Annotated in this window: 16 protein-coding genes; 8 read left to right on the top strand and 8 right to left on the bottom strand. The window is 71.4% G+C overall.

Annotated features, from left to right (window positions below):
* Nucleotides 1-8 precede the first annotated feature (8 nt).
* On the bottom strand, nt 9-3,899 hold the full coding sequence (hrpA, locus tag ABGB01_RS08975) for an ATP-dependent RNA helicase HrpA (protein ID WP_347772206.1): 3,891 nt from the start codon (nt 3,897-3,899) through the stop codon (nt 9-11).
* A gap of 257 nt (nt 3,900-4,156) precedes the next feature.
* Nucleotides 4,157-4,876, bottom strand: coding sequence for a polyphosphate--glucose phosphotransferase (gene ppgK, locus ABGB01_RS08970; RefSeq protein ID WP_347772204.1), 720 nt, complete (start codon nt 4,874-4,876; stop codon nt 4,157-4,159).
* A gap of 119 nt (nt 4,877-4,995) precedes the next feature.
* On the opposite strand from ppgK, the gene ABGB01_RS08965 reads away from it, so the two are divergent.
* A complete protein-coding gene (locus tag ABGB01_RS08965) occupies nt 4,996-6,117 on the top strand; it encodes a TIGR03118 family protein (RefSeq protein WP_347772202.1) in 1,122 nt (373 codons plus the stop codon).
* Nucleotides 6,118-6,231: 114 nt separating this feature from the next.
* Here the strand turns inward: ABGB01_RS08965 and ABGB01_RS08960 are convergent, their stop codons facing one another.
* Nucleotides 6,232-6,810, bottom strand: coding sequence for an HAD-IA family hydrolase (locus ABGB01_RS08960; RefSeq protein ID WP_347772200.1), 579 nt, complete (start codon nt 6,808-6,810; stop codon nt 6,232-6,234).
* A gap of 128 nt (nt 6,811-6,938) precedes the next feature.
* On the opposite strand from ABGB01_RS08960, the gene ABGB01_RS08955 reads away from it, so the two are divergent.
* Entirely contained in the window at nt 6,939-7,757 is an 819-nt protein-coding gene (locus ABGB01_RS08955) for a DUF4253 domain-containing protein (RefSeq protein WP_347772198.1), read from the top strand.
* Nucleotides 7,758-7,977: 220 nt separating this feature from the next.
* Here the strand turns inward: ABGB01_RS08955 and ABGB01_RS08950 are convergent, their stop codons facing one another.
* Together ABGB01_RS08950 and ABGB01_RS08945 are read right to left on the bottom strand one after the other, a co-directional pair.
* Nucleotides 7,978-8,811 (bottom strand): SAM-dependent methyltransferase, encoded by an 834-nt coding sequence (locus ABGB01_RS08950; protein ID WP_347772196.1) that lies wholly within the window; start codon nt 8,809-8,811, stop codon nt 7,978-7,980.
* A gap of 166 nt (nt 8,812-8,977) precedes the next feature.
* Entirely contained in the window at nt 8,978-10,249 is a 1,272-nt protein-coding gene (locus ABGB01_RS08945; RefSeq protein WP_347772194.1) for a Scr1 family TA system antitoxin-like transcriptional regulator, read from the bottom strand.
* 221 nt (nt 10,250-10,470) lie between these two features.
* Here ABGB01_RS08945 and ABGB01_RS08940 point away from each other — a divergent pair, with 221 nt between their 5' ends.
* The 5 genes from ABGB01_RS08940 to ABGB01_RS08920 all read left to right on the top strand — a co-directional run bounded on the left by ABGB01_RS08940 (nt 10,471) and on the right by ABGB01_RS08920 (nt 15,721).
* Nucleotides 10,471-11,211 (top strand): hypothetical protein, encoded by a 741-nt coding sequence (locus tag ABGB01_RS08940; protein WP_347772192.1) that lies wholly within the window; start codon nt 10,471-10,473, stop codon nt 11,209-11,211.
* Between the two features lie 777 nt (nt 11,212-11,988).
* Nucleotides 11,989-12,204, top strand: coding sequence for a hypothetical protein (locus tag ABGB01_RS08935; RefSeq protein WP_347772190.1), 216 nt, complete (start codon nt 11,989-11,991; stop codon nt 12,202-12,204).
* Nucleotides 12,205-12,283: 79 nt separating this feature from the next.
* The gene (locus tag ABGB01_RS08930) at nt 12,284-13,075 is read left to right on the top strand and encodes a hypothetical protein (RefSeq protein WP_347772188.1); all 792 of its coding nucleotides are present in this window, start codon (nt 12,284-12,286) and stop codon (nt 13,073-13,075) included.
* Nucleotides 13,072-14,247, top strand: a complete 1,176-nt coding sequence (locus tag ABGB01_RS08925) for an NAD(P)/FAD-dependent oxidoreductase (RefSeq protein ID WP_347772186.1) — start codon at nt 13,072-13,074, stop codon at nt 14,245-14,247. The genes ABGB01_RS08930 and ABGB01_RS08925 overlap by 4 nt, the downstream gene beginning before the upstream one ends.
* A gap of 55 nt (nt 14,248-14,302) precedes the next feature.
* Entirely contained in the window at nt 14,303-15,721 is a 1,419-nt protein-coding gene (locus tag ABGB01_RS08920; RefSeq protein ID WP_347772184.1) for a hypothetical protein, read from the top strand.
* Between the two features lie 42 nt (nt 15,722-15,763).
* On the opposite strand, the gene ABGB01_RS08915 is transcribed toward ABGB01_RS08920, so the two are convergent.
* Complete coding sequence (locus tag ABGB01_RS08915; RefSeq protein ID WP_347772182.1) at nt 15,764-17,686, bottom strand: Xaa-Pro dipeptidyl-peptidase; 1,923 nt, start codon at nt 17,684-17,686, stop codon at nt 15,764-15,766.
* A 283-nt stretch (nt 17,687-17,969) separates the two neighbouring features.
* On the opposite strand from ABGB01_RS08915, the gene ABGB01_RS08910 reads away from it, so the two are divergent.
* Nucleotides 17,970-18,629, top strand: coding sequence for an FCD domain-containing protein (locus ABGB01_RS08910; RefSeq protein ID WP_347772180.1), 660 nt, complete (start codon nt 17,970-17,972; stop codon nt 18,627-18,629).
* 19 nt (nt 18,630-18,648) lie between these two features.
* On the opposite strand, the gene ABGB01_RS08905 is transcribed toward ABGB01_RS08910, so the two are convergent.
* Together ABGB01_RS08905 and ABGB01_RS08900 are read right to left on the bottom strand one after the other, a co-directional pair.
* Nucleotides 18,649-19,293 (bottom strand): class I SAM-dependent methyltransferase, encoded by a 645-nt coding sequence (locus ABGB01_RS08905; RefSeq protein ID WP_347772178.1) that lies wholly within the window; start codon nt 19,291-19,293, stop codon nt 18,649-18,651.
* A 407-nt stretch (nt 19,294-19,700) separates the two neighbouring features.
* Complete coding sequence (locus ABGB01_RS08900) at nt 19,701-20,768, bottom strand: hypothetical protein (RefSeq protein ID WP_347772176.1); 1,068 nt, start codon at nt 20,766-20,768, stop codon at nt 19,701-19,703.
* Nucleotides 20,769-20,855 lie beyond the last annotated feature (87 nt).

Raw genomic sequence — 20,855 nt, 5'->3', positions numbered from 1 at the left:
GCGCGTGCTCATGGCATGAGTTTCTCCATCGCCTTGGCGATGCGTTTCTCCGACACCGGGGTGGGGGTGCCGAGCGTCTGGGCGAAGAAGCTCACCCGCAGTTCCTCGATCATCCACCCGATCTCCGCCACGTCAGGGTCCCCGCGCCGGGCCGGGTGGAGCTTCTGCCGCAGGTCGTGATAGTCGTCCTCGACCTTGTGCACCCGATCCATCCACTCCCGGTCACGCCACGGATCCTCGGGGAGCTTCGTGAGCCGGCGGTCGATCGCGCGGAGATAGCGCAGGACGTCAGGCAGCCGCCGGTAGCCCGTGGCGGTGACGAACCCCGGATGGACGAGCCTGCCGAGCTGGTCGCGCACGTCGTCGGTCGCCGCGCTCGGCTGCAGCGCGTCGAGCCGGGCGCCCGCCGCGTGCCAGACGCTCAGAATCTGCTCCACCTTCCCCAGCACATCGGCCGACGTGTCATAGAGGTGGGCCCGCACGTGCTGGTAGAGGCGGTCGAAGGCCACCGGGTCCCAGGCCGGGCCGCCCGCGTCGAGCATGAGCTTGTCGACGGCCGTGTCGACCACGTCGTCGAACAACGCCACCGCCCCGCCGTGCGGGCTGCGCGACAGGGCCAGCTTGGCCTGGTTGGACAGGCCGCCGAGCAGCGACTTGGCCGGGTTGGTGACGTTGAGCAGGAGCAGGCGGCGCACCCCGGGCCAGTGGGAGCGGCGCTGCTCCACCTCCGTCTCGAAGATCTTGATGGAGACCGAGTCGCCCGCGTCGACCAGGGCCGGATAACCCTTCATCCGGCCCTGCTCGAACACCTTGGGCAACGTCCCGAAGCTCCAGGTGTGCAGGCCCGTCTGCTCCAGGTCGTCGCCCGCCTGCGAGAGCGTCTGGCGCAGGCGCGGCGCGAGGCGGCGCTTCAGCGCGTCGAGGTCTTTGTCCTCGGCCACCGTGCGCCTGCGCTCGTCGATCACCCGGTAGGTGATGCGCAGATGGCCGGGCACCTGGTCGAGCTGCCAGGCCTCGCGCGGCACCCGGACGCCGGTCAGGCGCAGCAGCTCGCGCTCCACGGCCTCCAGCAGCGGCTCGCCGCCCGGCTTGACGCCCTCCAGCACCTGCCTGGCGTAGTTGGGGGCGGGCACGAAGTTGCGGCGCAGGTTCTTCGGCAACGATCTGATCAGCGCGGTGATCAATTCTTCGCGCAGGCCGGGGATCTGCCAGTCGAAGCCGTCGGAGCTGACCTGGTTGAGCACCTGGAGCGGCACGTGCACGGTCACGCCGTCGGCACTGTCCTCGTCCGGGCCCGGCGCGAATCGATAGGTCAGCTTCATGCGCTGCCCGAGCTGGCGCCAGGTGTCGGGATAGTCGCGGGTGCTGACGTCGGTGCCCTCGTTGACCAGCATCTCCGGCGAGAACGTGAGCAGGTCGGGCTGCTCGTGCCTGGCCTTCTTCCACCAGGAGTCGAAGTGGCGGGCCGAGACGACGTCAGCGGGCACCCGCTGGTCGTAGAAGTCGAACAGCGCCTCGTCGTCCACCAGGATGTCGCGGCGCCTGGCGCGGTTCTCCAGCTCCTCGACCTCTCCGAGCAGCCGGCGGTTGTCCTTCAGGAAACGATGGTGGGTGTCCCAGTCGCCCTCGACGAGCGCATGCCTGATGAACAGCTCGCGCGACAGGTCGGGGTCGATGCGGCCGTAGTTGACCTTGCGGCCGACGACCAGCGGCACACCGTAGAGAGTGACCTTCTCCAGGGCGATGACGGCGCCCTGGCTCTTCTCCCAGTGGGGCTCGGAGTAGGTGCGCTTGACGAGGTGCTGGGCGAGCGGCTCGACCCAGCCCGGCTCGATCTTGGCGTTGACGCGCGCCCACAGGCGGGAGGTCTCGACCAGTTCGGCCGACATGAGCCACTGCGGCTGCTTCTTGGCCAGTGCCGACCCGGGGAAGATGGCGAAGCGGGCGTTGCGGGCGCCGAGGTATTCCTGGATCGGCCTGCGGCCGTCCTGGCCGCGCTTCTCCATGACGTCCTTGACGCCGATGTGCGACAGGAGCCCGACGAGCAGCGACGCGTGCACCTGCTGGGGGTCGGCGGCCCGGCTGCCGGGCTGGGCGCCGAGCGCCTGGCGGAGCTGGCTGTAGATGTCCTGCCACTCGCGCACGCGCAGGTAGTTGAGGAACTCCGCCTTGCACAACCGCCGGAACGCGCTGGACGACAGCTCCTTCTGCTTGTCGCGCAGGTAGTGCCAGAGGTTGAGGTAGGCCATGAAGTCCGACTCGGGATCGGCGAAGCGGCGGTGCTTCTCGTCGGCCTGCTGCTGCTTGTCGGAGGGCCGCTCGCGCGGGTCCTGGATCGACAGGGCGGCGGCGATCACCATGACCTCGCGCAGGCAGCCGTTCTTCTCCGCCTCCAGCACCATGCGGCCCAGGCGGGGGTCGACGGGCAGGCCGGCCAGCTTGCGGCCGACGGGCGTGAGCTTGCCGTGGGCGTCGAACGCGCCCAGCTCGTGCAGCAGGTTGACGCCGTCCTTCACCTGGCGGCGGTCGGGCGGCTCGACGAAGGGGAACGCCTCGATGTCGCCCAGCCCGATCGAGGTCATCTGCAGGATGACCGAGGCGAGGTTGGTGCGCAGGATCTCGGGGTCGGTGAACTCGGACCGGTTGAGGAAGTCGTCTTCCTCGTAGAGGCGGATGCAGATGCCGTCGGAGGTGCGGCCTGAGCGGCCCTTGCGCTGGTTGGCGCTGGCCTGCGAGATGGCCTCGATCGGCAGGCGCTGCACCTTGGTGCGGTGGCTGTAGCGGGAGATGCGGGCGTAGCCGGGGTCGACGACGTATTTGATGCCGGGGACCGTGAGCGAGGTCTCGGCCACGTTGGTGGCCAGCACGACGCGGCGGCCGGTGTGGCGCTGGAAGACACGATGCTGCTCGGCGGCGCTCAGCCGGGCGTAGAGCGGCAGAATCTCGGTGTTGCGAAACTCCGCCTTGGCCAGGGCGTCGGCGGCGTCGCGGATCTCCCGCTCGCCCGACAGGAACACCAGGATGTCGCCGGGGCCCTCGCCGATCAGCTCTCTGCAGGCGTCGACGATGCCCTGCGTCTGGTCGTCGTCATCGTCGAGCGGGCGGTAGCGCACCTCGACCGGGTAGGTGCGGCCGGAGACCTCGATGATCGGCGCGTCTTCGAAGTGGCGGGAGAACCGCTCGGGGTCGATCGTCGCGCTGGTGATGACGACCTTGAGGTCGGGGCGCTTGGGCAGCAGCTGTTTCAGGTAGCCGAGGATGAAGTCGATGTTGAGGCTGCGTTCGTGGGCCTCGTCGATGATGAGGGTGTCGTACTGGTCGAGCATGCGGTCGTGTTGCAGCTCGGCCAGCAGGATGCCGTCGGTCATCAGCTTGACCAGGGTGCGGTCACCGGCCTGGTCGGTGAAGCGGACTTTGTAGCCGACCACGTCGCCGAGCTTCTGGCCGTCGCCGGTGCCGAGCTCCTCGGCGATGCGCTCGGCGACCGTGCGGGCGGCGATGCGGCGGGGCTGGGTGTGGCCGATCAGCCCGCGCACGCCCCGCCCCAGCTCGAGACAGATCTTGGGGATCTGGGTGGTCTTGCCGGAGCCGGTCTCCCCCGCGATGATCACGACCTGGTGGTCGCGGATGGCCGCGAGGATGTCGTCCTTGCGCTGGGAGACCGGCAGGTTCTCCGGATAGGTGACTTTCGGTACGGCTTCGCGGCGGCGTACCAGCCGCTGCTCGGCTCGCTCCACGTCGGAGAGGATCTCCGCGACGATCTTGTCGCGGGCGTCCCGCGAGCGCACCCGGCGCATGCCGTCGAGCCTGCGCCGCAACCGCCTCTGATCGCGGGGCATGAGATCGGGCAGGCGGGACTGGAGGTCGGCGAGTGGAGAGGACAACGAAGACGTTCCCATACTGCTGTCAAGGATATTTGAGCCCCGCGTCCCCGGAGCCAACCGCCCATGGTGCCCGACCGCGCCGGCCCGCGCATCCCAATATCCCGGCGCGCCTCACGATCCTGGACCGTGACCACGTGACCTCAGGGTCGGAGAAGGAGGACGTACGCCCGAAGGGGTCGTTCACGGGCGGGGCCACGACGTGACACCCGCCTCAGCCGGCTCGGCGTGCGGGCGCCGAACGTCGCCGGCCGGTTGGCCTCAGGTGAGGCCGGTCAGCGGGGCGCGGCGGCGCGGGCGGCGCCGATGATGCCCGCCTCGTTGCGGAGGGCGGCGGGCACCACGGGAGTGTCGAGGTGGATGTGCGGAAGGAACTTGTCGGCCTTCTTGCTCACTCCCCCGCCGATCACCATCAGCGAGGGCGTGAACAGCATCTCGACGTGCCGGAGATATTCCTCCACCCGCCCGGCCCACGCCTTCCAGCTGAGTTCCCGCTCCTCCCTGACCCGCGCCGCCGCCCGGTGCTCGGCGTCCCTGCCGTGCAGCAGCAGGTGCCCGAACTCGGTGTTGCGGACGAGATGCCCGTCGGTGAACAGCGCGCTGCCGATGCCCGTCCCGAAGGTCAGGATGAGCACGGTCCCCCGCTGCCCCTTGCCCTTGCCGAACGTCATTTCCGCCATGCCCGCCGCGTCGGCGTCGTTCAGCACGGTGGCCCCGCCGAAGAGCGCGGCCGCGTCGACCCCCTCCCACGAACGGTCGACGTTGGCGGCCGTCAGGACGACGCCGTCCACGACCACGCCGGGAAAGGTGATGCCGACGGGACCGCTCCAGCCGAAATGCTTGGTGATCGACGTGACCGCCTCGGCCACATCGTCGGGCTTGGAGGGCTGGGGCGTCGGAATGCGCAGGCGCTCCTCCGTCAGCTTGCCGGCTTTCGTGTCGACGGGCGCGCCCTTGATTCCCGAACCGCCGATATCGATACCCAACACGTTCATGCTGTTCCTCTCCCCGCGTGATGCGGGAAAACTCCCGCGCCGCCATTTCCGGACCTGACTGAACCCGCTCCCCGCCCCCCGCGTATCTCGCGTCACAAGCGCTAACTAGGAGGCAACGGATGCGGCCACGCATCATCACACTCTGCGCTGTTGCGGTCGTTCTGGGAGCGACTCTCACCACTCCCGCACACGCCACCACCAGGACGCGTTTCGACGTCATCAACCTTGTGTCGGACGTCAAGGGCAAAGCCCCTGTCACCGACCCCAAGGTCGTCAACCCGTGGGGCCTGGCCATGGGCAAGACTCTGTGGGTGTCCAACACCGGCACCGGCAGCGCCACCGTCTATTCCGGCACGGGCAAGAAGGAGAAGACCGAGGTGGCCATTCCGGGCGGAGCCCCGACGGGCCAGGTGTTCAACCCCGGCGACGGCTTCACCGTGAAGGGCAGGCCGGCCACGTTCATCTTCTCCAGCCCGAGCGGCGCCATCACCGGCTGGAACGCGGAGGCCGACCCGGGCAACGCGATCATCGCGGCCTTCACCCGCGGCGCCGACTACAAGGGGCTGGAGCTGGCCGAGACCGACGACGGAGCCTTCCTGCTGGCCGCCGACTTCGCCGGTGGGCGCATCCACGCCTTCGACGAGGACTTCGAGCGCATCCGGCTGTCACGCTGGCAGTTCAGGGACAAGGCGATCCCCTCGACCTACAAGCCCTACAACGTCGCGGTCGTCAACGGCAACGTCTGGGTGGCCTACGCCCTGCGCGACAAGAGCACGGGCAAGCCGGTGTTCGGCGAGGGGAAGGGCTTCGTGAGCCGCTTCGACGGCAACGGGCGCCTCACCGGGCGCATCTCCAGGGTCGGGCTCAATGCTCCCTGGGGGCTGACCGCCGCGCCGAAGGGCTGGGGACAGTACGCCGGAGCGCTGCTGGTCGGCAACTTCGGCGACGGGACCGTACACGCCTACAAGAGCGGCCGTCACCTGGGCTCCCTTCGCCTGTCGAACGGCAAGCCGATCGTGCTGCCCGGCCTGTGGGACCTCGAACCCGGCACCGCGGCCACCGGCGGCGAGAAGGCCCTGTGGTTCTCCGCCGGCATCGACGGCGCCAAGCACGGCCTGATCGGCGTGATCGCGCCGCAGGGCACGAAGGTGTCCTCGTCGGCCCCCTCGAGCGGCCCCTCGAAGGGCCCGTCGGGCAAGCCTTCCACCCCGTCCTCCAAGAGCCCGTACGGCGGGTACTGACCGGGCGCTCCCTTCCCCGCCCCCGCCTGGCCGGTCGCGTGGCTCGCCCGGCCCGGGTGGGGGCGCCACCGGCCGGTCACGCGGGCCGCGGCCATGAGCGGGGCGGCCGGCGCCTCAGCCCAGCACGGCCGCGAGGTCCTGGTAGGTGCGGTAGTGCACGGCGGTCATGCCGAGCGCCCTGGCGGCCTCCACGTTCTGCAGCCGGTCGTCGACGAACAGGCAGCGGGCGGGCTCGGCCCCGGCGCGCTCCGCGGCGATCTCGTAGATCCGCCGGTCGGGTTTGGCCACGCCGACCCTGGCGCTGCTCACCACGTCGTCGGCGAAGCCGGTGAGCCCCAGCAGGTCGAGGTGGTGTTCCAGGGTGTCCATCGCGTTGGTCACGATGACCAGGGGCACCTCCTGCCGCGCCCTGGACAGCAGCGCCCTGACCTCCTCGTCCACCCAGAAGCGGATCCTCATGAACTCGCCGACGGCCTGGCGGGCCCGCTCGTCGCCGCCGAGCGCCACGGCGATCGACTCCGCCCACTGCGTCTCGGTGACGTGGCCGAGCGTCGGCGGCATGATCAGCTCGGGGTCGAAGGCCGTCTTCATCAGGGGCAGGCCGTAACGGGCTTCGATGTCGGCCTGGGCGGCGTGGTCGAAGTGGCGCAGCACGCCGTCGAGGTCGGACAGAACAGCGGCGAAGGGGATCACAGTCCCTCATTGTGCCGTGTGCGCCGCCCTGCCCAGTAGCCATGACTTTTCCGGCGCCGCCGAAGGTGCTCGGGTAACGGTCGGCACTACCATCTCCGAGACAGGATTCGGTATCGGAACGGTAGGGCATGGACGATCACCGGCTGCCACGCGAGCTGTGCAGGCTGTTCGCCGACGGCGGCGGGGGGCGACGGCTGCCGACCGTGCTGCCGCCTGGCGACGTGGTCTGGCCCGACCCCGGCTACACCCGGCAGGGCGAGGCCGCGCGGCCGGCGTTCTGGATGAGCGACGAACCGGCGGCGGGCGAGGACTGGGCGCTGCTGCGCGCCTGGCACGCGCACAGCGGCCTGTGGCCGGTGTTGCTGGACGAATCGGCGCAACCGTGGGCGGTCGGGCAGGTCGTGCCGGACGATCCCCGCCAGATCGATCACTTCGCCGCCGAGGGGTTCATGACCGAGGTGTGGGAGGAGTGGGTGGCGCAGATGCCGAAGGACGCGCTGGCCGAGCTGGAGCCGTACGGCGCCATCTGCCCAGGTCCCGCCGCGCCCGGCGTGCTGAAGGCCGAGCCGGAGGCGGTCGCCGACTGGCTGGCGGGCGAGCTGGCGGCCAAGGGGATGCCGCTCGGCCTGGTCGCCGCCGGCCGGGGAGCGGACGCGCTGGCGGTCATGGGCTGGCAGGGCGCGCTGCACCACAACGAGTGGATGGTCCCGCTGGCTGCCGTCGTGCGCAGCTGGGAAGACCGGTTCGGGGCACGCGTGGTCAGCGTCGGGTTCAACACGCTCGACCTGAGCGTGGCGGCGCCGCCGGACGACCCGGAGCACGCCTTACACGTGGCGGCGGAGCACTGGGCTTTCTGCCCGGACAACGTCGTCCAGGGGCCGGGCGACCTCCTGGGCTATGCCGAGCAGATCATGGGCCGGCACGCGTGGTCCTTCTGGTGGGACTGAACCGGCGTCACGGTCGTCCCGGGCCGCGCGCACAACCGGCGTCACGGTCGTTCCCCGAGCGGGGGCGGCCCTCTCGACCGGCATGGCGGCGCGGCCCGTGCCGGCGTCCTTCGTGCCCGCGGCGCGCCCGTCCGGCGCCGGCCCTCCCAAGGGCCCGGCCGGCGAAGAAGCCGGGCCCTGTACGGCCGCCGCCGAGCCGTAGCCGTCTCCACGGCCGGGCTCACGGGATGCGCGCCACGGCGCCGTAGGTGCCGGACGAACTCGGTTGGTCAACACAGGCGCTCTCGTTGCCGTCCGGCCGCCATTCCGGGACCCACACCAGCCCCGGATCCACCAGCACCAGGCCTTCGAGCAGAGCCTCAACCTCCTCCCTTGTGCGAATCGCGTGCCCGGGCAGCGTCATCGCCAACAGGTCGTGTACGGCGGGCAGCAGCTCCGGGGGGATCGCGTCGAACGTGGTCTGCAGCAGCGACAGGTAGCTCCGTTCCGGAACGGCCTGCCGGATCCGCTTGATCACGTAGTGGAAGAACTCGTCGTCGTTCAGGCTGTGGGTCGACAGCAGCAGCACGGCCATGGGCCGGTCCCAGTCGAGGAACGTCTGCAGGACCCTGTCATCGAGGATGTCGTCGATCTCGCGCACGTCGCCCTCTACAACGCGTACGAGGTCGGTGACGGGCTCGATGGTCGCCCTCGCTCCGGCGAGGACCATCGGGTCGTTCTCGACGTACACCACACGCGGCGCCGAGCCGTCCAGGGCATCGCGGGCGATGTCGTGCAGTTGCCTGCCGGGCGGCAGGCCGCTGGGGACACCACTCCCGACGATCACGAACTGGTCCACACCCACGCTCGCCAGATGACGGACCACACGGCACAGATAATGGAGCACGGCCCGTGCGGCCGTCGTCGTGATCGGGGCTGCCTGGTCGTACCGGCGTACCGCGTCGCGGTCCGCCACGAAGTTGTTCTTTCCACCTGCTGCGGCGTCGAGAATACGGGTGATCCTTGCTTGGGTCGGCTCCAGCTTCGCCAGGTTTCGGATGGCACGCTGACGCATTGAGTGTTGCCCCTTTCCCCTCGCCCACTATCTCGGGAAAAGCTGTCCTTTCGGACCCCACTCGATGACCCACACCATATGATCCTCGCTACGGAGCAGATGACAACACGAAAAGCCATTAGTTTTCGGTATATATGGGTTACCCCGCCTCGCGCATAATGATCATTTACGCGGGAAAGAGATCGCTTCCCAGTGAACGCGAAAGCCGTTCGCGATGGGAATTGAGCACCTCGAAGGTCTCTTCGCGGGTGGTCGTCGTCACCGACAGCTTGGTGAAGGCCTGGTGGTACGTCTCGACCGCCCCGCCCTCGGTGACCAGCTCGTCGGACTCGATGCCGTGGGCGCACGCGATGTCGGCCTCGAACTCCTCGGCGAAGCGCCAGATGGTGAACGGTCCGGTGCGCGGCACGTAGGCCGGATCGTCCATCGGCACGACGTGCAGCGAGACGTTGGGCCGCTTGGCGTGGTCGAGCAGCAGGTCGAACTGGCGGAGCTGGACGTGCGGCCCGGCGACGGAGCGGGTCAGCACGCTCTCGTCGATGATCGCCCACAACACGGTGCCGCTCTCACCGGCCATGGCCTCCTGGCGGGCCAGCACGAGGGCGAGCGCCTCGTCGACCGTCCGCTGCCCGAGGATCGCCGGCCCCGCCGCGGCGATCGCGGCCCTGGCGTAGTCGTCGGCCATCAGCAGCGGCGGGACGAACTGGTTGTGGTAGGTGCGGATGACCGTGGCCCGCTGTTCGAGCGCGTAGGCGGCGGCCAGCCAGACGGGCACCGAGTGCGCGTCGTACCAGGCGGTTCCGCGTTCGCCCCTGGCCAGCGACATCATGTAGTCGCGGACGGGCGGGGCGGTGACGTCGTAGACGGTGAGCAGGCGCTCGGCCGTGATGGGCGCGGGCGCGATGCGGCCCTCCTCGATGGCGGGGATCGCGGCCGCACCCTTGCCGAGCGCGGTCTCGACCTGCTCGACGGAGAGCCCGGCGGCCTGGCGCAGTGCGTGCAGCCGCCTGCCGAGCGCCCTGCGCTGCGGATCGCTCAGGGGCGCCGCCGCGTCGGGGATGCCGGCGGCGGGCGCGGGCTCGTCGGGCAGGCCCTCGGCCCTGCGGGCGAGCTCGACCACGCCGTGCAGGACGGCGAGCGAGCTCTCCGACAGGCCCGAGACGGACCTGCCGACGGTGGCCGCCCGCAACTGGAGCTCCTCCACGCTGCCCGACTCGAGGTAGTCGTCGCCCACCAGCCAGCCGACGCTCACCTGCAGGCAGGAGGCCAGCGCCCTGAGCACCTGGAGCGTCGGGTTGGTCTGCTTGCCCGTGCGCAACTGGCTGACATAGGCCCGCGTGATCGGGATGCCCGCCTCCGTCAGAGTGGAGGCGACCTGCGCGCCGGTGAAGCCGCGCTTGGTCAGCGCGAGATCGAGCCGTTCGGCGAAGTTCGCCACGGCACACCTCCTACCGCCCGTGAACTCATCCAGCGTAAGGGACGCGGGCCCACCTGTCCCCTGCCATGTGGGCAAGCACTGCCCAGCGGGGAGGTATCAACATATTCGCAAACTGTCAGTTGACACACCCCCCTTCTTCAGCAGACTATCGCAGCGTATGGAAAGTGGTGCTTAACAGCCAGCGGTTCTGGAGAGAGTCCTCGACGAGGAGGTGGCCGGACGTGACCATGGATTCCTCGGGCGGTTCCTGGTTCCAGGAGGATCCGGCCCCCAGCAGGCAGGAGCAGGTGGTCCAGCGCATCTGCGCGCGCGTCGCCGGTTCCGGCGTGCACGTCGCGAGCCTGCCGCTCGGCGGTGTCCAGGTCTGGCTCGACAGTCCCCGTCACCGCTGGCGCTTCTACCACCGGATGGCCCGCGAGCTGCGGCTGGCCGGCTGGCACACGGAGACGGGCCCTGATCGGCTGCTGCTGCTCGGGTGGAGTGCGGTCTGCCTGAGCCACCGGGCCAGGATGCTGAGGGCGGCCCTGGCGGGACGGCTGGCCGACTTCGACAGGACGGCGTTCACCGCCGTCATGATCGCCACCCGGCTCGGTCACGAGGGATTCCCGGCCGATGAGCTTCCCGGCGAGGTGGAGGCCCGTTGCGGTGACGCGCTGCGCTGGCCCGCCCGGCTGGCCGATCTCGACGGTCTCGAACGCGGCTCGTCGCTGGAACCGCTGCGGCTCAGGCTGGCCCAGGTGGCCGGGCTGGAGGCCAAGGTGGCCCGGCGCTGCGGCGAGCATCTCGCGCTCGCCTCGAAGGTCGCGCGTACGGTGGCCGGCGGTGCGGCGCCGGCCAGGTCACACGTACGGGAAGCAGGTGACTCCGGCTCCTCCACGGCGGGCCTGACGGAGCGCATGGTCGGCGTCAGCGTCCCCAACAGCGTCCCTGATGGGGCCCTGAGCGCGGGAACGGCCCGATGAGGCGGGCCGTCCCTTCCGGCGAGCCGGGCGCGGCAGCGCTCGGCACGCCACGTCACTGCCAGGACGCGGCGATGGTCGTCACGACCGCGTCCCGGCAGGCCTCGACCGGTGGGCGGCCGGTCAGAGGCACATGTGCGCCGGCCCCGGCGCTTCCTCGCCCCTCCGGCATCGTGTGGCACGTGCCCGACCTAGTCGGCGCGGTGCTGTTGACCAGCGCGGTAGCGGCTGGCGTGCTGGTCAAATCGAGGGGTTGCGCCTGGGGTCGGTATACGTCGCACCCGCCGGACCAGGCGGGCGCGTTCGCGGTGCCGCGCGCGGGGTCGCCCACGACCCCGCGCCGGGGCCGCGCGAACGCGGCAGGCCTGCCGGCGAAGGCGGCGACCCCGGTCGCCGAGCCCCGCCGGCGAGCCTCCGCGCTCGCCGCCACCGGCACGGAGGCGGTGCGGGGTGGGGAGATCGGCGTGACGGGCGCCACGGTACTGATCGACCGGCCGTTTCTGAGGCCGGCGCCCAGGCACGCCTCCGTGCGGGTGGCCGTTTCACCGGCCGCCGTCCTGCTCGCCGCCACGGCGCTGGTGCGGGTCGCCGTGGCTTCGGGCCGTGAGACCGAACCTCGATCTCCACACGCGGCGGAAGAGGGGCCGGCGATCAGCCGCCGGCTCCTCACCCGGTCGCGTGCCGAGCGAGTACGGAGCGCCGGCCGGCGGCCGGACCGCCGCCGAGTTTCCCGGCATGTCCCTTCACAGGGTCATCGACCCGCGACCGACAGGAACGATCATGCTCACCGATGAACTGCGCAGGCCGCAGCCGCACGAAGTGCACGCCCGGGGCGTACGGCCCGGCGCGCCGCCGCCGTCCTGGGGCGAGGACCAGGACGACGTTCCGCCGCCGGCGGAACCGGCGCGCAGCGTGCACCGGCTGCGCCGCATCCGGCAGGTGTCCGTCCAGGCCATCACCGAGATCGACCAGGCGCTGAGGCACCGCGCCCAGTGACCTTCCCGCCTTCCCCTCGCAGGAGGAACCCCATGCGCACCGTCCTCGCCCCCGGACCCGCACGTCGCGGGGGGGTGCAGTGAGCCGCGGCAGGGTCGGGGTGATCGTGGCGCCCGCGAACCCCTCCGCGGAGCCCGAGCTGACCCGCCTGCTCGGGTCGCGTGCCGACATGCACGTCACCCGCTTTCCCGTACACCACCCGATCCCGGCGGCCCGGCACCCGCTTTCCGCGGGGCGCCCGGGGCCCGCCCTGGCCGAGCGGCTGGAGAGCTACAACGAGGCCCTGCCCGCCATGGTGCACGCCTTCGACGGCCTGCCGCTGAGCGCGATGGTCATGGCCTGCAGCGAGCCGCGCTACCTGCTCGACCCCGACCGGGACCGCGAGCAGTGCGCCGAGCTGACGGCCAGGACGGGAGTGCCGTTCGCCTCCGCCACGCTGGCGGCGCGGGAGGCGATGGAGCACCTCATCGTGAGCGACATCGTCCTGGTCTCGCCGTACCAGCCGTGGCTGACGGAGCTGGCCGAGCGGTTCTGGAAGAAGGCCGGGCTCACCGTCACCCGGGTGGTGCAGGTCCGCGCGGCGGGCGGCTACTCGCCGTACACCGTGACACCGGCCGAGCTGATCAGGCAGGTCGAGCTGGCGGATCTGCCCGGTGACGCCGCGCTGCTGTTCACCGGCTCGGGAACGGCCACGCTGCCCGTGCTGGGGCCGCTCAGCACCGGCAACGACCGCGTCCTGCTGACCTCCAACCTCTGCACGGCCTGGTGGGCGCTGTCGCGGGCCATCGGCCGGCCGGTGACGCTCAGCCGCGTGCCCTACCGCCGCCACATGGCCGCCTCGAACGGGGCGCGCGTGGGAGGCATGGCATGAACGGCGTCATCGTCGTCGGCGCGGGCCCCGCGGGGCTGACCGCGGCCCTGTCGCTGGCCCGGGCGGGCATCCCGGTCACCGTGCTGGAGGGCCAGAACGAGCTCAGCAGGCAACCGCGGGCGTGCACCTTCCACCCGGCCACGCTCGACCTGCTCGACGGCCTCGGCGTGGCCTCCCGGCTGGTCGCCGAGGGCCGCGTCGTCGACCGCGTGCAGTGGCGCGACCGGTCCGGGATCGTGCTGGCCGAGATGGGCATGAACCGGCTGGACGGCCTGACCAGGCACCCGTTCAGGATCCACGCCGACCAGGCTTCACTGACCCGGTTGCTGCTCTCCGCCCTCAGCGCCCACCCGGACGTGGACGTGAGGTTCGGCACCCATGTGGACGGTGTGGCGGAGGGCGGAACAGGGATCCGGGTCCGCGTCGGCCACACCTGGACGCGGGCCCGGTACATGATCGCCGCCGACGGCGCGCACAGCACGGTGCGCAGCTCGCTGGGGCTGCCGTTCCCCAGGTCCGCGTATCCGACGCAGGCGCTGCGGGTGTTCACCGACTCGCCGCTCGACCGGCTGTTGCCGAGCCTGGCGCCGCTGACGTACGTGCGCGATGTGCAACAGTCGTGCACCCTGCTCGGGCTGCCCGACCACTGGCGGATCATCTTCAAGATCCCCTGTGACACGCACGAGCCGCTGTCGCAGGCCAACCTGGGCCTGCTGATCCGGCGGGCGCTGCCGGGCGCCGGCGAGCCCATCCGCGTGACGGGCGCCGACCGGTTCGCCCTGTCGCGGGGGGTGCTGACCTCGTACCGGTGCGGGCGGGTGTTGTTCGTGGGCGACTCCGCGCACCTGACCTCGACGGTCGGCGGGCTCAACATGAACGCGGGCATCCACGACGCCGTCGAGCTCGGCCAGGTGATCGCGGCGGTGATCGGCGGCTTCGCCCAGCCCGCCGCGCTGGAGGCGTGGGCGTGGCGGCGGCGGTCGGTGCTGCTGCAGCGGGTGGTCCCCCGCGGTCAGACCCGGCCGGCGGGCGTGCGGGAGCACGACAGCGCCAGGCTTGAGGCGGCCATGGCGGGGCTTCGGGCCATCGCCGGCGACCCGGAGGCGACCCGCGCCTACCTGGCGCAGGCCTCGCTGCTGGACACGGTCCCCAACTCCGCCGGGAGGACATGAGCAGGCCCCTGTGACCTCGTGCTCCCGCGTACCGACCGAGGAGGTGTGACACCGGATGTGGCGAACCCTGTCTGACGACGCGCGCCAGGCCGTTCGCGACCTGTGCGACAAGCACGGAGCCCGTCTCTACGACTACTGCCGCACCGAGCTCGCCGCGGGCGACGCCGAGCAGGCGGTCGCGGGCGCGGCGCTGACGGCGCACCTGTACGCGGACCGCGTGGGCGATCCCGGCCTGCGCCGCCCCTGGTTGTACGCGGTGGCCCGCGCGCACCGCGCGGTGGTCGCCAAGCCGGCCAGCATCGGCTCGTGGTCGCGTCCCGGCCGCATGTCCGAGCTGCTGCCCGAGGCGCTGCTCTCCCTGGAACGGCCGCAGCGCGAGCTGCTGGACCTGTCCGTACGGCACGGCCTGTCGGACACCGAGCTGGCCGTGCTCTTCGAGATGGGCCAGAGCGAGGTGCGCGCCACCGTCACCGAGGCCGCGGCCGGCCTGGAGGAGTGGTTCGCCGCGATCATCGCCGCGCGGGCCCCCGACGGTTGCCCCGATCTGACGTCACGGGTGGCGGACTGGGTCAGCGCGCCCGGCCGCCGCGCCAGGGCCAGGATCGGCCGCCACATCCAGTCCTGTGCGACCTGCCGGGCCGCGCCCAGGACCGTGACGGCGGCGGCGCTGCTGCGCCGCCTGCCGATCGCGGCACTGCCCGGCACACTTCCCAGCCGGCTGGCGTCGGCGCAGCCGCTGCCCGGCGAGGGGCCTATCTGGCGGGCGGACGGCTTTCCTGTGCAGGCCCGCACACTGGTGGAGTCCGGCTCCGCGCCGCCTCCCCCGGTCGCCGACGCCACGCCATCCGTCCCAGTCGCCGACCCCACGACGGCGACTTCGGGAAAGCCCTGGTCGGCGGCGGGCGCGGCCGCCGCCGACCAGGAGCCTCCCGCCGCTCCCGCCGTGCGCGGGCGGCACCCGTTCACGCCGCCGAGCCGCACGCGGGCCTTCCGCGGCGGCGCGGGCAACGACAAGCTCGTCTACAGCGCCGTCATCAAGGGCGACAGCAACGGGTCGGCGCACGGCGACGGCACGATCGTCAGGTACGGCGGGATCCCCCTGAACGGCGCCGTGCACGGCCCCCTGAACGGCCGCGCGAACGGCCGCGCGAACGGTCACGTGAACGGCCGGGCGAACGGTCACGTGAACGGCTCCCCGAAGAGTCACGTCAACGGTCATGCGAACGGCTCCGGCGGCGGACCTGGCAGGGACGGCGCCCAGGAGTTCTGGCGGGACCGGCCCGAGGACGACGACCCCGATGCGGGCGCGCCGGTCAGGACCGTGGTCAGGCTCGCGCTGCTTTTCGGCGTCGGCCTGCTGGCGGCCGGGCTGGTCTGGGCGCTCATGAACGCGGGCGGGCAGCAGGCGATGATCACCAAGGCCGCCGCGCAGCCGGACGTACGGCTCGCGGAGCCCCACGGCCCTGGGACATAGGGGGCCTTGGGCTCCCGGCGGAGCCCAAGGCCGGTCGGGTGTCTAGAAGAAGTGGAACCCGGGCTCGGGCTCCGGCAGGTCCACCCGCTCAGGGCCGCGGAACCTGGCGGTGTCCTTCGGCACGTCGGTCAGCGGCGTGCCGAGCACGAACGGCACGACGACGCGGCTGCCCGCCAGGTCGACGGTGACGTTGGCGCCGGTGCCGGTCTCCCCGCTGAAGGTCGCGTCGGTGCCGGCGATCACGAGGCCGATCCTGTGGCCCTTCCTGAACGTGTAGTCCTGCGGCAGCGTCAGCCATTTCACCGTGCCGTACTCGCCGGCGGGCAGCGGCTCGGCGTGGCTGAGCGAGTGGCGGTTCTGCACGTCGATCCAGCCGCGGGCGACGATCTCGAGCGGCCGGGTGGCCACGTTCGTGACGGTCTTGCGGTAGCAGGCGTCGTCGGCGTCGGTGCTCTCGCCGTGGCAGTCCTCCTCGGTGAGCGTGGTGATGCCCTGGCCGCGCATCCAGTCGACGCGGGTCGCCTGGCCGAAGTCGACGAGCAGGGCGGTCAGGTTCGAGGTGGGCTTGTCCAGCTTGACCCGCAGGTCGGCGGTGGGCGTGCCGGACAGGCGCAGGTCGAGCGGGAGCGGGCCGGTGGTGAACGCCACCCGCCCCGGGTTCGCCGTGCCGATCCCGGCCACCATGTCGTTCTCGCTCATGGCGACGTCGGTGAAGGAGGCGGTGCTCTTCCTGGGGGCGGGCTTGAGCCCGAGCGTGCCGTCGGGCGCGGGCCGCAGCGACGCCTTGACCGCGAACGGCGCCGGCCAGTCGCGCTGGGTGATCCACCGCGCCGGGCCGATCTCGACGTCGGCTCGGGGCTCGCGGGTGATGCCGTTGCGGACGCCGTGCAGCCAGTGGTCGAACCAGCGGTGCAGCGTCTCCACCCACAGGGTCCTGCGGCCCTCGAAGTCGAACGGGTCCACGTGCTGGGTCTGGCCGACCCAGATCTTGCGCGGCACGTTCCTGTCGGCCAGCGCCTTCCACCAGGCGGAGAAGTTGTCGGGTTTGACGTTGAGGTCGTTGACCGTGTGGACGACGAAGACGCTGGCCCTGACCTTGGAGACGTCGCCGAGCAGGCCGTCGATGTAGTCGCGCTCGGCCCAGAACCGGTTGTGGTTTCCGGTGTCGTCGCCGTCCTCGGCGTCCATCCGGTCGCGGACGGCCTGGCACTTGGCGGCGGGGTCGGTGTCGATGTAGCCGGCCAGCCAGGAGGCGTAGTCGTAGTTGTAGATGACGCCGTTGGAGCGCTGGTACTTGTACCAGGAGCTGATCGCCGAGATGGGCACGATCGTCTCCAGGCCCTTCACACCGGTGGCCGCGACGGCGTTGGCGAGGGTGCCGTCGTACGACTTGCCGATCATGGCGGACTTGCCCGTCGTCCAGTCGGCCACGGCCGGGGTTCCGTCGGCCCTGAACGCCTTTGCGCGGCCGTTCAGCCAGTCGATGACGGCCTTGCCGCCGAGCACGTCGGCTCTGCCGCCGATGTCGGGGCAACCCTCGGACCGGGTGGTGCCCAGCATGTCGACGTTGAGGACGGCGTAGCCGCGGGGGACGAAGTAGTTGTCGTAGAAGAGCGGAAATTTGACGACGTTTCCGGCTTCGTCGTATTCCTTGCGCTCTCCCTCGTTGCCACGGCCGGAATTGTCGTAGTAGGGGCTCTCGTCGATGATCACCGGCACCTTGAGTCCGGGGCCGGACTCCCTGGGCCTGATGATGTCCACCCGGACCTTGTCGAGGGCGCCGTCCTGGTCGCTGTCGACGGTGGATTCGACGTACACGTGCTCGCGGACGGCGTCCGCATAGGAGAAGACCGGTTGCGTGCGGCCGTTCTCGACGGTGATCGCAGGGGCTGCGGCCGCCTGGGCCGGGGTCGCGATCGCCAGGGTGAGGGCGACGGCGACGAGGGCCGGGCGTAATTGTGACACGCGTGACCTCCGGGATAATTGACCCAAATACCCTGCAATCTCGCAGATGACTGGGAACCTGACAAGATTTCGGATCTGGATGCCGAGGACCACGTTCGAGGCCGGGTTCGAGAGCGGAGTATGAGGGCAGCCTGCCGGGCGGCGCGATCGAGCGGCCCGCCGTAGGACGGACCCGCCGCCTGATAGCGATCACATCGTTACCCGCCCGCGCGACGCCACGTCACCAGGCCCGGCCCGCGCAACGTCTAGGGTGGATGGTCAACAGCCGGTGAGGAGAAGGTGCATGCGAAACGTCGCTCGGACCTCGCTCGTGGACTCCGCCATCGACGAGTTGCGCCGCGAGATCGCCAGCGGGGTGTGGCCGGTCGGCACCAAGATCCCGTCCGAGAGCCAGCTCGCGCAGAGCCTGGGCATGAGCAGACTGTCCGTACGCGAGGCGGTGCGCGTGCTGGCGCACGCGGGGCTGCTGCACACCCGGCAGGGTGACGGCACCTACGTCACCGCCACCGACGAGTCCAAGATCGCCCTGCGCCGCCGGCTCGACACCGCCGCCGCCATGGACATCATCGACGTGCGCCGCGGGCTCGACCTCGTGGCCGCCAGGCTGGCGGCCGGCCGGCGCACCGAGCAGGACCTCGCCGCGATGCGCGAGGCGCTGGCCCGCAGAGACGCGGCCGGCAAGGAGGGCGACCTCGACAGGTTCGCCGACGCCGACGTCGACTTCCACCTGCGGGTGGCCGACGCCGCGCACAACGCACTGCTCGGCGACCTCTACCGCAGCATGGGCGACGCGCTGCGCGACAGCGTCAGAGACCAGGAGCAGGCGGCGCTCGACCCCGACAGCTCCCATGCCGACCTGCTGCAGGCGATCGCCGACGGCGACGCGGCGCGCGCGGTCGCGGTCTGCGTCGCCATCCTCGACCGGCAGGAACGCGGCCTCTAGCACCCTCCGGCGGCAGGCGTCACGCGTCCGGCTTGCGTGCGCGCCCGAGAATGTGCGGCAGCGCCGGAGTGGAGGGCACCGGCTTGTGCGAGAAGCGCGTGTGCTCCTCGATCACCAGCCCGCTCTCCCTGATGGCCCGCGCGGTGTCGCGGTTGGGGCGGCACCCGCCGGCCACCACCCGCCACAGCGGCGTGACGAGGTCCTGCAGCACGCCCAGCGCCGGGCCGCGCGAGCGCACGTGCTCGTAGAAGCGCAACTCCCCGCCCGGCCTGAGCACCCTGCACACCTCGGCCAGCGCGGCCGCCTGGTCGGGCACCGAGCACAACACCAGCGACACCACGGCCGCGTCGAACCCGCCGTCTTCGACGGGCAGCGCCCCGCCGTGCCCGGCCACCACGCGCACGGGCACCGGCGCCCCACCCGCGGCCCGCTCGGCCGCCGACCGCAGCAGGTCCTCCGGCTCGACCGCGACCACCTCGCGCACCTCGGGAGGGTAGTGGCGGAAGTTCATCCCGTTGCCCGCGCCGATCTCCACCACCCGCCCGGCCAGCCCGGCCAGCAGCCGCTGCCGGTGCTCGGCCGTGCCCGACCGCTCCGACTCGGCGATCATCCGTTCGTACGCGCGCGCGAACCGCGGACGCTGGAACTTCGACAGATCCCCCATGACTCCCACGCTAGGTCCAGGACGCGCCGCTGACGCGTCCTGGACGAGCGAACACTCTCCGTATCGGCCAGTGGCCCGCCACCCAGGGCTCGCCGCACTCGCGCGGGGGCCGGTGGCGGGTTCACGACCAGCACAGACGCCACCAGGCGAGAAATCGATTGATGGACGCCGCCGCCACATCCGACTCACTCACCGTAACGCGCCACTGATACTCATGAGACCGTTCAGAGCCGCGATCGTTGCCACCTCGAGACCAGCGCCCGGGGCGGCGCCTATAGCGTCCCTTCAGTGCCGTTATCAGAGGTGAACCCCGGGCCCCTTCCGCAGCGCGAGGACGCCGAGCGCTGCGACCACGCGGAGTCAGGACGGCGTTGCGTGCTCCCGGTCATGCACCGGAGCCCGCACGTCTACGCGCCGGTGGACGCCGCCGGGTAGCCGCCGCCAGGCCTGCGCCGCAGCCAGTACGCGAGCACGGCCGCGCCGAGCAGCACCCCCCACAGCGGATACGGCCACAGCAGCAGCGTCCAGAGTTCCCCGCGTTCGACGGCGTTGACCGCCAGCCCCGGCGATGCCAGGCAGCAGGCGCCCGCCACCGCTCCCCCGAGGGCGACGGGGAGCGGCACGGGCACGGGACGCCCGCGCAGCAGGGGGATCCAGCGCGGGAACACCTCTCCCCACCTGCTGATCAGGCCCAGCGTGAGCACGGCTGCGGTCACGGCCGCGAAGGCGAGCATCAGTCCCTGCAGCCTGAGCGGCAGGTCGATCGGCCCGGAGATGTCGGTCGGCCACGGCGTCAGCCAGGTCAACCGGTAGAGGGCGTAGGGCAGCGGGCACAGAGCCGCCCCGACGGTGGCGACCCTGCCCCACCGCCGCGCCTGCACGGGCCCGGCCCAGCGGGGCAGTGCTCCGCCGAACAGGCGGAAGGTGATCCACACCCAGGCGGCGAACGCCGCCATGTCGGCGAGCGTCCAGGCTATGCGGCCCGCGTACGAGCGCAACCCGGCCGTGACGTTGCCCGCGTACGCCCACAAGGCGCCACCGAGGAACGCGGCCACGGCGGCGCCGGCCACGACCAGGGCGGCGAGCGCGACGTAGCCCCAGATCCTGCCGCGGGCGCAGGCCCTGACGACGGGCACGACGACGGCCGCGGCGAGGGCCACCGGCAGGGACAGCCCCATCACGTAGCCCAGGACCGACATGACGCCCGCGTCGGACATCACGCCGCCGAAGAACAGCACCTGAACGATCGCGCCCGCCTTGACCAGCGGGTTCGGCCGGCCGGAAAGCAGCGCGACGACCAGTCCCGCGAGACCGGCGGCGACCGTCATCGCGCCGCCCACGTCGTGCTCGAACAGGTGCGAGAGCGAGACCGTGACGCGGTCGCGAGCACCGAAGGGGTACGACGCCGGAGTCGTCCACCACAGCGCGCCGACGGCCGTCACGGTCAGTGACAGCAGTACTCCGAGTGGTTTCATGGCAGCTCACGCTAGGAAGCCGGGCCGGCCGCCGCCTCCCCCACGTGAGGGAGGTGCCCGCGCGGCCCGTCGGCTAGCTTCTGGAGT

It is taken from the genome of Nonomuraea sp. B5E05, from assembly GCF_039880665.1.
In the GTDB taxonomy this organism is placed as follows: domain Bacteria; phylum Actinomycetota; class Actinomycetes; order Streptosporangiales; family Streptosporangiaceae; genus Nonomuraea.
This window is presented reverse-complemented; position numbering and strand designations above follow the sequence as displayed.

Bases quoted from the DNA above. Each gene is read 5' to 3' on its own strand.
- ABGB01_RS08900 (WP_347772176.1), bottom strand. From the start codon at position 20,768: ATGAAACCACTCGGAGTACTGCTGTCACTGACCGTGACGGCCGTCGGC.
- ppgK (WP_347772204.1), bottom strand. From the start codon at position 4,876: ATGAACGTGTTGGGTATCGATATCGGCGGTTCGGGAATCAAGGGCGCG.
- ABGB01_RS08965 (WP_347772202.1), top strand. From the start codon at position 4,996: ATGCGGCCACGCATCATCACACTCTGCGCTGTTGCGGTCGTTCTGGGA.
- ABGB01_RS08935 (WP_347772190.1), top strand. From the start codon at position 11,989: ATGCTCACCGATGAACTGCGCAGGCCGCAGCCGCACGAAGTGCACGCC.
- ABGB01_RS08920 (WP_347772184.1), top strand. From the start codon at position 14,303: ATGTGGCGAACCCTGTCTGACGACGCGCGCCAGGCCGTTCGCGACCTG.
- ABGB01_RS08925 (WP_347772186.1), top strand. From the start codon at position 13,072: ATGAACGGCGTCATCGTCGTCGGCGCGGGCCCCGCGGGGCTGACCGCG.
- ABGB01_RS08905 (WP_347772178.1), bottom strand. From the start codon at position 19,293: ATGGGGGATCTGTCGAAGTTCCAGCGTCCGCGGTTCGCGCGCGCGTAC.
- ABGB01_RS08955 (WP_347772198.1), top strand. From the start codon at position 6,939: ATGGACGATCACCGGCTGCCACGCGAGCTGTGCAGGCTGTTCGCCGAC.
- hrpA (WP_347772206.1), bottom strand. From the start codon at position 3,899: ATGGGAACGTCTTCGTTGTCCTCTCCACTCGCCGACCTCCAGTCCCGC.
- ABGB01_RS08950 (WP_347772196.1), bottom strand. From the start codon at position 8,811: ATGCGTCAGCGTGCCATCCGAAACCTGGCGAAGCTGGAGCCGACCCAA.
- ABGB01_RS08910 (WP_347772180.1), top strand. From the start codon at position 17,970: ATGCGAAACGTCGCTCGGACCTCGCTCGTGGACTCCGCCATCGACGAG.